Source organism: Hymenobacter radiodurans, assembly GCF_004355185.1.
Lineage (GTDB): Bacteria > Bacteroidota > Bacteroidia > Cytophagales > Hymenobacteraceae > Hymenobacter > Hymenobacter radiodurans.
Genome location: NZ_CP037922.1, coordinates 1,384,037 through 1,396,620, shown reverse-complemented (window position 1 = coordinate 1,396,620; position 12,584 = coordinate 1,384,037). Strand labels below are relative to the sequence as shown.

13 protein-coding genes and 1 pseudogene are annotated in these 12,584 nt (G+C 53.2%); 8 read left to right on the top strand and 6 right to left on the bottom strand.

What is annotated here, in order from left to right; genetic code table 11:
* The first annotated feature begins 200 nt into the window (after positions 1 to 200).
* Entirely contained in the window at positions 201 to 695 is a 495-nt protein-coding gene (locus EPD59_RS07115; RefSeq protein WP_133272177.1) for a metallophosphoesterase family protein, read from the top strand.
* 102 nt (positions 696 to 797) lie between these two features.
* Here the strand turns inward: EPD59_RS07115 and EPD59_RS07110 are convergent, their stop codons facing one another.
* Positions 798 to 1,166, bottom strand: a complete 369-nt coding sequence (locus tag EPD59_RS07110; RefSeq protein ID WP_133272176.1) for a hypothetical protein — start codon at positions 1,164 to 1,166, stop codon at positions 798 to 800.
* A 105-nt stretch (positions 1,167 to 1,271) separates the two neighbouring features.
* On the opposite strand from EPD59_RS07110, the gene EPD59_RS07105 reads away from it, so the two are divergent.
* The gene (locus EPD59_RS07105; protein ID WP_133272175.1) at positions 1,272 to 2,321 is read left to right on the top strand and encodes a threonine aldolase family protein; all 1,050 of its coding nucleotides are present in this window, start codon (positions 1,272 to 1,274) and stop codon (positions 2,319 to 2,321) included.
* On the opposite strand, the gene nhaA is transcribed toward EPD59_RS07105, so the two are convergent.
* Entirely contained in the window at positions 2,318 to 3,502 is a 1,185-nt protein-coding gene (nhaA, locus tag EPD59_RS07100) for a Na+/H+ antiporter NhaA (protein WP_133272174.1), read from the bottom strand. The two genes, EPD59_RS07105 and nhaA, sit on opposite strands and share 4 nt — an antisense overlap.
* 475 nt (positions 3,503 to 3,977) lie before the next feature.
* On the opposite strand from nhaA, the gene EPD59_RS07095 reads away from it, so the two are divergent.
* Together EPD59_RS07095 and EPD59_RS07090 are read left to right on the top strand one after the other, a co-directional pair.
* Positions 3,978 to 4,637 (top strand): metallophosphoesterase family protein, encoded by a 660-nt coding sequence (locus EPD59_RS07095; RefSeq protein WP_133272173.1) that lies wholly within the window; start codon positions 3,978 to 3,980, stop codon positions 4,635 to 4,637.
* 16 nt (positions 4,638 to 4,653) lie between these two features.
* Positions 4,654 to 5,292, top strand: coding sequence for a DNA-3-methyladenine glycosylase family protein (locus EPD59_RS07090; RefSeq protein ID WP_133272172.1), 639 nt, complete (start codon positions 4,654 to 4,656; stop codon positions 5,290 to 5,292).
* Between the two features lie 27 nt (positions 5,293 to 5,319).
* Here the strand turns inward: EPD59_RS07090 and EPD59_RS07085 are convergent, their stop codons facing one another.
* The gene (locus EPD59_RS07085; RefSeq protein ID WP_133272171.1) at positions 5,320 to 6,234 is read right to left on the bottom strand and encodes a DUF58 domain-containing protein; all 915 of its coding nucleotides are present in this window, start codon (positions 6,232 to 6,234) and stop codon (positions 5,320 to 5,322) included.
* A 307-nt stretch (positions 6,235 to 6,541) separates the two neighbouring features.
* Between EPD59_RS07085 and EPD59_RS07080 the strand changes: the two genes are divergently transcribed.
* From EPD59_RS07080 to EPD59_RS07065, 4 genes and pseudogenes are all read left to right on the top strand, one after another.
* Positions 6,542 to 6,883, top strand: coding sequence for a DUF3276 family protein (locus EPD59_RS07080; protein WP_133272170.1), 342 nt, complete (start codon positions 6,542 to 6,544; stop codon positions 6,881 to 6,883).
* A 219-nt stretch (positions 6,884 to 7,102) separates the two neighbouring features.
* A pseudogene (gene ychF / locus EPD59_RS07075) lies at positions 7,103 to 8,199 on the top strand (redox-regulated ATPase YchF).
* Positions 8,200 to 8,318: 119 nt separating this feature from the next.
* Positions 8,319 to 8,528 carry a zinc ribbon domain-containing protein YjdM gene (locus EPD59_RS07070; protein WP_133272169.1) on the top strand — a complete coding sequence of 70 codons (210 nt, stop codon included), beginning with the start codon at positions 8,319 to 8,321 and terminating at the stop codon, positions 8,526 to 8,528.
* A gap of 200 nt (positions 8,529 to 8,728) precedes the next feature.
* Positions 8,729 to 9,241: a hypothetical protein gene (locus EPD59_RS07065; RefSeq protein ID WP_133272168.1), complete on the top strand. Its 513-nt coding sequence runs from the start codon at positions 8,729 to 8,731 to the stop codon at positions 9,239 to 9,241.
* A 37-nt stretch (positions 9,242 to 9,278) separates the two neighbouring features.
* Here EPD59_RS07065 and EPD59_RS07060 read toward each other — a convergent pair whose 3' ends face one another.
* From EPD59_RS07060 to EPD59_RS07055, 3 genes are all read right to left on the bottom strand, one after another.
* On the bottom strand, positions 9,279 to 10,724 hold the full coding sequence (locus EPD59_RS07060) for a M48 family metalloprotease (RefSeq protein ID WP_133272167.1): 1,446 nt from the start codon (positions 10,722 to 10,724) through the stop codon (positions 9,279 to 9,281).
* Positions 10,725 to 10,818: 94 nt separating this feature from the next.
* Complete coding sequence (locus EPD59_RS24280) at positions 10,819 to 11,277, bottom strand: hypothetical protein (protein WP_317128475.1); 459 nt, start codon at positions 11,275 to 11,277, stop codon at positions 10,819 to 10,821.
* Positions 11,232 to 12,299, bottom strand: coding sequence for a M48 family metalloprotease (locus EPD59_RS07055; RefSeq protein WP_317128474.1), 1,068 nt, complete (start codon positions 12,297 to 12,299; stop codon positions 11,232 to 11,234). The genes EPD59_RS24280 and EPD59_RS07055 overlap by 46 nt, the downstream gene beginning before the upstream one ends.
* Positions 12,300 to 12,584 lie beyond the last annotated feature (285 nt).

Sequence of the window (12,584 nt, the reverse complement as noted above, 5' to 3'; positions counted from 1 at the left end):
GAAAATCAGGCAAAGCTTGCCATAAAACAGCGGATAAATATCCGCAAACGAAAATTACTTAATGGATGGGCAAGATACGAGGTAGTATGTTTAAGAGTTGGTGAATATGGCTGTTTCAACTATTACCGCTTGATTTTGAGCCGTATTCGACGTTTTATGCAGTTTATACCCCGTTGCCTCCTACCCTATTCCTACTTTAAATGAAGAAAATTGGCTTACTATCTGATACGCACAGCTACCTCGACGAGCGTATCTGCCATCATCTTACTGGCCGCGACGAAATATGGCACGCCGGCGACTTCGGAACTGCTGCGGTAGCGGAGGAATTGGCAGAAATCGCCCCCCTACGCGGCGTTTACGGCAACATCGATGGGCAGGATGTGCGTCGCACCCAACCGCTGGTCCAATCGTTTGAGCTAGAGGGTTTGCGCGTGCTCATGACACATATTGGTGGTTATCCGGGGCACTACAGTCCGGCCGCTCGGCTACTGCTTGCCCAAGAGCATCCTGGCTTATTTATTAGCGGTCATTCGCACATTCTCAAAGTTATGCCCGACCCGAAGCTGGGGCTACTACACTTGAATCCGGGAGCTGCTGGGAGGCATGGCTTTCATAAAGTGCGTACGCTGCTGCTATTTGAGGTACTGGGGGGCAAAATTCAAAAGTTACAAGTGGTAGAATTAGGTCCAAAATAAAAATTTACTTTGACTAAGTCTGCAACGAAAAAGCGTCTTTCCTTTGCAAGAAAGACGCTTTTTGTAAATTATTGAGCCAACCGACGCCGGTGGCAGGCCGATTTAGAGGGCAATTTCAGGCTTTGGCTTGTCGCCTTCCTGGCCGTCTTCGTTTACTGGCTTGGTAACAGCTTCAGCTTCGTCGAAGCCTTCCGTACCGGTCTGATTGGCTTCTACCGACTGGGTAGGAGCTGACTGGGCAGCGGCATCAGCAGCGTTAGCATCGGCCTGCTTTTGCGAGCGGGCAGCAGCTTTTTCAGCCTTCGTTGCAGATTGGGCAGGGGCAGCACCGCCATTGAAGCTGGCTTTCAGCTCTTCGATGTCCACGTTCTTCAGAACGGGCGTGAGGAGTAGCTGCTTAATGATACGCTGCTTGTTATTTTGACGCGCAATGTTCTTGCGGTGCTTACGCTTCAGTCGGGTGACGCTCATATCCGGGTCGGTTAAAGTCGATTTGTAAAGGAGGGGCAAAAGTAAGTCTTATTTTTGAATCCTGAAACCATCGTTTGTATATCTGTATTCTCACGCCCAAGCCCTATGTCTGAACCTATTATCGATTTGCGCTCCGACACTGTCACCCGTCCGACGCCGGCTATGCTGGAGGCCATGTTCCGCGCCCCGGTCGGCGACGATGTGTACGAAGAAGACCCAACCGTGCGGGAGCTAGAAGCAACGGCCGCTGCTCAGTTTGGCTTGGAGGCCGGCTTGTTTTGTCCTTCCGGCACCATGACCAATCAGATTGCTATTAAAGCGCAGACGGAGCCGTTAGCTGAGGTTATCTGCGAGCAGACCGCCCACGTCTATCTGTGGGAAGTGGGTGGTATTGCCTTTCACTCGGGTGCCTCTACGGCCCTGCTCCCCGGCGACCGGGGTCGCATTTCCGCGGCGCAGGTGGAAGCGGCTATTCGGCCCGCCAACAACGTGCACTACCCAGATACCCGCCTCGTGTGCCTCGAAAACACCAGTAACCGCGGCGGCGGCAGCTGCTACTCCATGGAAAGCATCCAGCAAATTGCCGAGGTGACGCGTCGTCATGGTTTGAGTTTACACTTGGATGGCGCCCGCGTTTATAACGCTTTGGTTGCCACTGGCCAATCAGCGCAGGAATACGGCGAGTACTTTGATTCTATCTCGGTGTGCTTGTCGAAGGGCTTAGGAGCACCGGTTGGCTCTGTGTTATTGGGCAGTAAAGCGTTGATTCAAAAGTCGAAGCGCATTCGGAAGGTGATGGGCGGCGGTATGCGGCAGGCGGGCTATCTGGCGGCAGCCGGATTGTACGCACTGGAGCATAACGTAGCGCGCCTAGCCGACGACCACCGTCGCGCCCTCCAGTTGAGTGCAGTTCTCCAAAGCCAGCCCTATGTAGCGGAGGTGCTGCCCGTCGAAACTAACCTGCTCATCTTCCGGCTGGCCGATGACATGTCCTCTAAAGCTTTCCTGGAGCATCTGGAAGAGCAAGGTATTCGGGCGTCATCATTTGGCCCCCAGATGATTCGCTTCGTAACCCACCTCGATATCGATGATGCTATGGTGACTCGAATAGAAGCAGCATTAGCTTCCGTGCCCGTAGCGACGGTCAGTGCTTAGGCTTCCTTCACCAGCTTAGGTTTGTCAGCTGTTGCGGCCACCATATCTGGGCGCGGACGCAGCAGAAAAATACCGACCAAGGCAGAAAGAATAGAGCCTAAAATGACGGCGAGTTTGGCTAGGTCAATGCGGCTGGCATCGGAGAATGAAAGGTTGGCGATAAATATTGCCATCGTGAAGCCGATGCCAGCCGTAAAGCCCAGCCCCAGCAAGCGCCGCCAGTTCACGTTAGCCGGCAAAGAAGCCATTCCGGTTTTAATCATGAGCCAGCAGGCCCCAAAAATTCCGATGGGTTTGCCCAAAAGCAGCCCCAGCGCGATACCCAAGCTCAATGGCGATGTTAATTCACGCAGCGTATCGACGGAGAGGATAATGGCCGTATTAGCCAAGGCAAACACGGGCAGAATAATGTAGCTGACCGGCTTTTGCAAGGCGTGCTCAATTCGCTCAATAGCATCGGTAGGAATAGTAAGCGCGAGCAATACTCCTGCAATGGTAGCGTGCACCCCCGATTTCAGCACGCAATACCACAAGGCTAGACCCAGCAAAAAGTAAAGCGGCAACCAACCTATTTTCAACCGATTTAGCGCTACTAGAACTGCTAATATGCCTACACTACCGAGCAAGTAGGTCATATTCAGATCGGCGGTATAGAAAATTGCGATAATCACGACCGCCATCAAATCATCGATAATGGCCAGCGCCGTGAGGAAAATGCGTAGGCTAAATGGCACCCGATCCCCGAGCAGCGAGAGAATACCTAGCGAAAAAGCGATGTCTGTAGCGGTGGGCACTGCCCAGCCGTGCGTTAGGTCGGTGCCCGTGGTAAATAGTAAGTAGATGAGGGCCGGCGCCGTGACGCCGCCCACAGCCGCCACTACTGGCAATAGGGCCGCCCGCAAATTGGTCAGTTCCCCGTAGAGCACTTCGCGCTTGATTTCCAGTCCTACCAAAAAGAAAAAGATGACCATTAACCCATCATTTATCCAATGGGACACGGTTTTCTCAAGCGGAGCAATACCGATGTGCGTTTCCCACAGGCGCAAATAGCTTTCGCCCAAAGCCGAATTGCTGATTGCCAACGAAAATACCGTAGCCAGCAGCAACAGCAGGCCCGAAAGCTTTCCACTTTCTGATAAATCGCGGATAGGGCTAATAACTCTTCGGTAAAATGTGGGCATTGAAAGGGTCGTTGGTGCTCGGGCAAAAGAGCAATACGGAGGAAAAAGCAAATTTACGAGTCTAAAAAACGATAAATGAGCAACAGGGTGCCTGATGTGCATTCGTACCCAGAACATTTCCCCAGCTATCTGGGCCTCTGATCCTACCATAAAAAAGCCCCCAGTAGCCTGATAGAGAGCTGGGGGGCTTTTTTGGTCCTGACTTTATCATTGCATGCAGCATTCATGGGGAGCAGTAACAATAAGATGGTTATTGCCGCTGGCTGGCACGTGATATTCCTCCGGTGATTTACTGGTGAGATAGCTAGGCTAATCTATTCCTGAAGTGCCGACAGAAGAACAAGGCAACAACTAGGGTTTGTGCTACTTTTGCTCACCCATTCCGCGAAGCTCCCCTGTGGTGCAGCAGCAGGTATGTGGGCGGCCCCACGGAGGTTTCGTTTTGACCTCCGGCTTTTCGCTTGATTGCTTCCGTATGAACCTGTTTATAGTTGGTGATGTGCATGGCTGTTATTTCACCTTTCTGGAGCTCTTGCAGCACTGGAACCCGGCCCGGGAAATCCTCATTCAGGTGGGCGACCTCGTGGATCGGGGTAACTTCTCGCCCGAAACAGTAGCCGCCGCCATTTCTCTCAACCTGAAGCACCCCAAGCAGACTGTATTTTTGAAAGGCAACCACGAAGCGGGAATGCTGAAATATTATGGCCCCCAAGGCCCGTATCCAAGCTGGCTGGAGTGGGGCGGGCGCGAAACCTTGGAGCAGTATACTACGCAGGCTCACTTGCAGCTGCCGCACCTTATCTGGCTGGCTCAGCGCCCTTTGTACTGGGAAAACGAAGCCATGTTTGTGAGCCACGCAGGCCTGGCCAGCACACCCAACCCGTTGGACGAGGATGATCAGGACGGCGTATTATGGCGTCGGGGACCCTTGCGCAATATTGGCCGCTTGCAGATAGTTGGCCACACGCCCACCCAGGATTGCCGGCCGGCCTTCGATGCGGCCCACCAAGCCCTCTACATTGATACAGGCGCCTATATGGGCAACTGTCTTACGGGTGTGAAACTGACTCCGGATGGCGAAGTATTGGAATACATTGCCGTCGATACGCACCGCACCGACATCAGCTTTCGTTAAATCAGCTTTCGATTTTATGTTGCTCCCTGATTTTTCCCACGAAGCGGCTGTGGCGCACCTGCGCCGCGACCCCATCCTGGCTGCCATTATCGATGGTTGCCGCCCCGTTGAGCCCCGCCCCCATGAGGACATTTATCTGGCGCTGATCAAAGCAATTGTCAGCCAGCAGATTTCGACGAAAGCCGCGGCGGCCATCTGGAAAAAGGTAGAAGCCTTGTTTCGGCCTGATGGCTATCCGGAGCCCAGCGTGCTGGTGCTGATGAGCGATGATGAGCTGCGCGCCGCTGGATTATCGCGCCAGAAAGCGGGCTATCTGCGGGCTATTGCCGAATTTTCTCTCCAAGACAAGCTTGAATACACCTTCATTGCAGGCTTGACAGAGGAGGAACTCACGAATCATCTTACCGCCATTCGCGGCGTAGGCCGCTGGACAGCCCAGATGATTCAGATGTTCGCCTTAGATCAGCCCGACGTGTTTCCCGAAGGTGATTTAGGCGTGCAAAACGCAATGCGCCGCGCCTACCAGCTGGAAGAAACTGGCCGGCCGCTGCTACGCCGCATTACGCACATAGCGGAAGACTGGCGGCCATATCGAACGTTGGCCTGCAAGTACTTGTGGCAGTCGTTGCCAACTACCCCAAAACCAGAGAAGTAACCGTATTTCTCCCGCTGGGGGGCTTTTTTACCGCACTTTTCCCCGCTTCACCAAGTACGCATAGAGGGCCTTATCAAACGGCTCCCGGATATCTACCGGCACGAAATCAATTTTGTACTGTCCGCAGCGCAGGGCCAATTCCTGCTCGTAGCGCTGCATGGCGGCGCGATACTGGTCGCGCACCTGATTGGGTTGAAGCTTGATTTGCTCTCCGGTTTCGATGTCCTCAAACAGATACGGACGGTCGGCAAAGGCAAACTCCGACTCCGTGGCGCGGTCCATGATGTGAAACAGCAATACCTCATGATGCTGGTGGCGCAGGTGTTGCAAAGCCGCCAACATGGTCGTTTGCTCCTCCGGCGCACGGCCCAGCATATCGCTAAAGAGCACCACCAAGGAGCGCTTAGGAATCTGCTGGGCAATCTGATGGATAACGTGCGCTACATCGGTAACGCGGCGCGTGGGGGGCCTTTCCAGCAATTGTTGCAGTGTCAGGAGCAGCGTGTGGCGGTGGGTGCTGGTGGAGCGAACCGGTGTTTGTAATTCTACCTGATCGGCAAACGTGACCAAGCCCACGGCATCGCGCTGCTTCTGGAGCAGAGTAATAAGGGCGGCGGCGCACAGAATAGAAAAGCGCAGCTTGTCGTTGCCCGGCGCTGGGTAATACATACTTGGCGATACATCGAGCAGCAAGTGGCAGCGCAGGTTGGTTTCCTCCTCGTAGCGCTTCACAAACAGCTTATCGGTACGGGCAAACACTTTCCAGTCGAGGTGGCGGGTACTTTCGCCGGGGTTGTAGAGCCTGTGCTCCGAAAACTCCACCGAAAAGCCGTGGTACGGCGACTGGTGCAAGCCCGTAATAAAGCCCTCGACCAGCTGACGGGCCAGAAACTCCAGATTCTCAAACGAGCTGACGGCAGCTAAATCAAGGGGTTGAGCCATATGCAATTAGGGATATAATGCTTTTGAGATTGCCTAAGGAAAACACGCGGAATGCTTCGCTTGCGCTCTGCATGACGTCCCTTTACTAACAGTTATTTCTTGTACAGATTATAAGAAGCAGAGTAAAGATACGTAGCGAATCGCCCCTAGTGGTGGTTACCGCTGCTCGCACCCACAGCCGAGCTGCTCCTACTTTGGGGGGCTTTTTCATTCAAAAACCTAAGATTTAAATTTTTATATCCCATTCGAGAAGAGTACTTTGGTCGGCCATTCAACTATTTAATAAGAAAACTTTACCGAAGGAACCGTGGAAGACCGTCACGATCAGGAAGAAATTTATTCGCAGCGCATTAAAGCTGGTAAACGCACGTACTTCTTCGACGTGAAAGCCACGCGCGGCCAAGACTATTACCTCACCATCACCGAGAGTAAGCGCAAGCTCCGCGACGACGACACCTTTTCGTATGAGAAGCACAAGATCTTCCTGTACAAGGAAGATTTTGCCAAGTTTGTAGATGCCCTGCAAGATGCCGTGGATTATGTGCGCGAAGAGTTATTGACGGAGGAAGAGGTAGCCGAGCTAGACCGCCCCCGCCCCGCCTACAACGACGAGCCCTACAACGGCAACACCACCGACACTACTTATTAAGCCAGCCTAGCGAAACAAGCTTTTACTTCTCTATTTATTTAGCGCGCGGCGCGCTTTGGTTTCGGCCAAAGCGCGCCGTTTTGCTATCCGCAAGGGGCCTCGTACGCATATCGTTGGCTCACCGTGCTTTCCCGGTGAACAACCCGTACCTTTGCCCCTCGAATTTGCCCCCCAAGGCCAGTTCAACCCTTACTATTCATCCCTCAAAACTTACAAAGAATGGGTCTCCGCTGCGGAATCGTCGGTTTGCCGAACGTGGGTAAGTCCACGCTATTCAACGCCCTCTCGAATGCCAAGGCCGAATCGGCCAACTATCCTTTTTGCACCATCGAGCCGAACGTAGGCATCATCACCGTGCCCGATGAGCGCCTTCAGATACTCGAAGCGCTGGTAAACCCGGAGCGCGTGCTGCCCACGGTTATTGAATTCGTAGACATTGCCGGCCTCGTAAAAGGCGCCAGCAAAGGTGAAGGCTTGGGCAATAAGTTCCTGGCCAACATACGCGAGGTTGACGCCATCATTCACGTTGTCCGCTGCTTCGATGACCCCAACATCGTGCACGTAGCCGGCTCCGTTGATCCCGTATTCGACAAAGAAGTTATCGACACGGAGTTGCAGCTCAAAGACTTAGAAGGCATCGATAAGAAGCTGATTAAGTCGGAGCGCTCAGCCAAAGCTGGCGATGCCAAAGCCAAGAAAGAAGTAGCGGCCCTGCAACGCTTCAAAGAGCACCTGGAAGCCGGTCAGAATGCCCGCTCCCTCCAGGCTGATGCCGACGAGTTGGAGGCTGTAGAAGATTTGCAGTTGCTCACCATTAAGCCCGTTATCTACGTGGCCAACGTGGACGAAGCTGCTATTCGCACCGGCAACAAGCACCTGGACGCCCTACGCGAGTACGTGAAAAGCGAAAACGCTGAGGTAGTGCCGATTTCGGCCGCCATCGAATCGCAGATTGCGGAGATGGAAGACCCCGAGGAAAAGGAGATGTTTTTGGGTGAATATGGCCTGAAAGAGTCCGGTTTGAGCCGCCTCATTCGCGCTAGCTACGAGTTGCTGAACCTGATTACCTACTTCACCGCCGGCGTAAAAGAAGTACGTGCCTGGACCATTCATCGCGGCGACAAAGCCCCCAGGCTGCCGGCGTCATCCACTCCGACTTCGAGAAAGGCTTTATCCGCGCCGAAGTAATCAAGCTGCCTGATTATCAGAACTATAAGACAGAAGCCAAGATCAAAGAAGCTGGCAAGATGGCCGTGGAAGGCAAGGAATACGTGGTGCAGGATGGCGACATCATGCACTTCCGTTTCAACGTCTGATCCACGGATTTCCAGACGTTGCGGATGCCTGCGGTGGTCCTACGACTCCAATGTCGTAGGACCACTATCGTTGAAGGGCAAGCCAGCGCACGCACACGACAACCTTAAAAAAGCCCCCCATGGACGTAAAAGACAGTAACGGCACCCTACTCAACGAAGGCGACTCCGTTACACTCATTAAAGATTTGAAAGTAAAAGGCTCGTCGCTCACGCTAAAGCGCGGCACGATGGTAAAAAACATCCGCCTCACCAACAGCCCTCAGGAAATTGAAGGCCGCGCGGGCGGCAGCACCATGGTGCTGAAAACTGAGTTTTTGAAGAAGGCATAGTTCTTCAGAACGTCATACAGAGCGTAGCGAACCATCTCGCGTGCTGACGCAGGATTAGTAATATAACGACGCGAGCGAGATGCTTCGCGCCGCTCTGCATGACAGACACAAAAGCTGCAACTTCTTCGGCGGCTCTGTAACTTAAACGCCCCGGCCATTATTTGGTCGGGGCGTTTTAATTTTATTCAACCAAGCCAATCATGAAGCTACTTATTTTAATCCTGTCACTAACTATCTGCTTTTCAAATTGCAGTCAGCGAAAGGAGTACATTCATGAGAATGGAATATTAGTATTAGACAGTGCTCGCAATCATGGAAGTTTTGATTACTTTATTCCATGTGTAATTAATGACACTCTCAATCTATGGGAGAATCTGAATAATATTAAAGCACCAATAGCAAGACGTGTAAATCCTAATATTTATCAATTTGACATTATTGAATCGGCCTGGGTTTCTACTTCCGACTCTTTCTATATTGCTGAGGAATCAAACCACGCTAAACGTCAATATATAACAGCTGTTCAACTGACGCTCGAAGAGAAAAATTATTTTAAAGAAGAAGATGATCTAGTAGAACGTGTAGATACCGTGCACTTAGCAGGGATAGTGAATATTGATAAGTTTCACAATAAATACTATCATATAGTAAAAGTTAAGAAATTCATTTTATCAAATGTTACCGAAGACAAAACGAGAGAGAATATGCACTAATGTGATATTCTCTCGTTTTGTTAACCTTAGTCTGGGATTACTTTCCCACCACCTTATACAAACTCCCGGCGCTAAGCGGATCGGTCAGCTTCATGCCGTTCAGCACGGCGAGTTCCTCGCGGCGCGCGGTAGGAATACCGTTGGCGGCAAGCGCTTGGGCCAGCGTGGTAGCTTTAGCCGCCGTTTTGATGCGGATTTTCTCCGACTGACGGTTCAGTTTGCTAGCGTCGGTGAGGCGGGCGAAACCTTGGGCACTACGCTGAAACTGGGGAGCATACGTATTGAAATCGGCAGGCGATGTGAGGCCGACTAATGCATAGATGGTCTGGCCATCCTGAATAAGGTAAGACAACGTGCGGGCGCTTACGCCTTGCTGCCCGTTTTGCGCCTGTTGCACTTGGTCGGCCTGGATGGCAATAGCGGGAAAGCTGTTGATAGTAGTGCGCTGGGCCTGGGCCGACTGCAAGCTGAGCTGCTTCACCAAGGCTTCCGCGGCGGCATCGAGGGAGTTGCCGGGGGCAGGCAACAACACCAAGACGGCCTTACCATTGGGCTCGCCCATCTGAAACTGCGAAGGCGAATTCTGCGACTTCCAGCCCGAAGGAATGGGAAAGCTGAATTTTAAATCAGGGTGGTAAAAGGTGCCGGATTCTACGTAGCCCTGGCGTGGATCTTCGCCGTAAGGCAAGCCCTCGATGAGACGCAGATACTGCTCGCGGTTGACGGCTAGCTGACGACCGGCTTGCTGCTCGGCCTGTTGAGCCAGCTTTTTTACGTTCTGATACCGGTCGGCGGAGTTGGGGTGCGATGAGAGAAAGGTGGGGATGGGAGATGCGCCACTGCTCTGCTCAGTGCGCTGCAACGTCAGGAAGAAATCGGCCATGGAAGCCGGATCGTAGCCAATTTTGCTGGAGTATTTCACGCCCAGCTGGTCAGATTCGTTTTCATCGTCGCGGCCGTACTTAAGCAGGCCCAGCCCGACCACCTGCGCGGCGGGCTGCGCAATAGAGGCAATGCGCCGCGAGAATATGGAGCCCAACAAAATAGCCCCATTGGCAACGGTAGAGCGCGTTTGCTGCTTCTGGCCATGGCGAGCCGTGATGTGCCCGATTTCGTGGCCTAGCACGCCGGCAAACTGCGCTTCATTATTGAAGTGCGCCATAATACCACGGGTGAAATACACGTGGCCATCGGGCGTGGCAAAAGCGTTGATAACCGGCGAATCGACGACGGTAAAGCCCTTAACATCTGCGGGGCGGTCGGAGATTTTGCCCATCTGCATGCCTTTGCTGTCGATGTAGCTCTGTAGCTTGGCATTATCAAGCAGGCCAAACTGCGCTATAATCTGCGGATCGGGCTGCGCGCCCTGCACAGGTGCGGCGGCTTTGGTAGGGCCGGAGTTCAGGCTGCTGGCACTGGTCAGGGGCAAGAGTGCAGTCAGCAAGGCGGCGGCACTCAAACGACGAAATTGGGTGGATTGCATAAGGAAGAGTAGTGAGTAAGGTGGCCGCCAGAATGAGGAGGAAAGTAAAAATCCAGCAGGCATTCTTCGCTCTAAACGGAAGGACTGCTAAACTTTATTTTGCTACTATCTTGATGAGTTGACCGGCCGTCAGGCGGTCGGTAAGCTGCATGCCATTCAGGATAGCCATTTCTTCCAGACGGTCGTTGGGTACCTGAAAGCGGGTCAGGGCCTGCGACAAGGTAGTAGCGCTGGTTACCGACTTTATCCGGACGCGTTCAGGCTGGCGGTTAAGCTTGTCGGCATCGGTGAGGCGGCGAAAGTTCTCCATCGAACTGGTGAACGTTGGGAAGTAAGTTGCAAAATCCGGGCCGCTGCTGGCGCCAATCATCGCATAGATGGTTTTGCCATCCTGAATAAGGTAGATCAGCGCCCGCGTAGCGGATCCCTGCTGCTGTTGGGGTTGGCCTTGCTGTTGCTCAGCCACCTGATCAGCCACGACAGCCAGAGCCGGGAAGCTGTTCACCGTCAGCTGCTTCGACTCAACGGGCTGTAACTTGAACTGCTGCACCATCTGCTGGGCCGCCGCTTCCAACGACTCACCGGGGCCAACGTCAGTACCATCAGGGCTTTGCCATCGGGGGCGGCCATCTGAAACTGCTGGGGGGAGTTTTGGTGCTTCCAGCCCGTAGGAACCGAGAATTGAAACTTCAGCTCAGGATGGTAAAAGGTATTGTTCTCCACAAATCCCTGCTTGGGGTCTTCGCCATACACCAAGCCCTCAATCATGCGCAGGTAGGAGTCGCGGCCAACAGCCAGGTTGGTTGTACCGACCTGCTGCTGGGTCTCGGCCGCTAGTTGCTTTACCGTGTTGTAGCGGTCTTCGGGGTTGGGGTGGGAAGAGAGAAAATCGGGAATGGGCTCGGCGCCAGCCGCGGCGCTTGCTTTATCCTGCTCGCGCTGAAGCGTAAGGAAGAAATCGGCCATCTGCTTGGCGTCGTAGCCGATTTTGGTGGAGTACTCCACGCCCAGGCGGTCAGATTCGCGCTCGTCGTCGCGGCCGAATTTGAGGAAGAGCACTTGTAAGCCCTGCATGGCTTGCTCGCCATATTGAGCCAATTGGGGCGAGGCAATCATGCCGCCGATAAGGAGCAATTGCCCAAAGGTGGCTTTGGTTTGCTGCTGAGCTGAATGGCGAGCCGTGATGTGCCCGATTTCGTGACCCAGCACACCCGCAAACTGTGCCTCATTATTGAAATGAGCCATAATGCCCCGCGTAAAGTACACGTAGCCACCCGGTACGGCAAAGGCATTGATAACCGGCGAATCGACAATCTTGAACTCATATTTGAGTTCTGGCCGGTGCGATACAGCAGCCATCTTTTGGCCTTTATCCTGAATAAAGCGCTGTAAAGCTGGATTATCTACCAAGCCAAACTGGGCAAGCACCTGTGGGTCGGACTGCTGCCCTAGCGCTACTTCCTGACTTTCCGACATCAGGCTGACTTGCTTTTTGCCCGTGACGGGGTTCGTCGTGCAGGCCGCCAACAGCAGCAGAAATGCCGCATTGCTAGCGAAGAGGAAGGATCTTTTCATTGGAGTGGGTGGCAAAAAAGCCCCCAGCACTAGTCTGGAGGCGTGGAAGGAGCAGGAAACTAGGAGTGTTCCTGCAACGCCAACGTCGCCGAATAGTTACATAATTCTGCCTGCTGCTGCCTGTGATGACATTCAAGGTCACTTATGCGCATTAGCTTATGTATAATCAACACAGGCAACTGGAGCTAGAAAACTAAGAGTCTAGTTCCCCTCCTCAGTTGAGGAGGGGTTAGGGGTAGTTGCTAATCGTTGGACGATACTAACTCTAGTTATTTACTTCTAGAC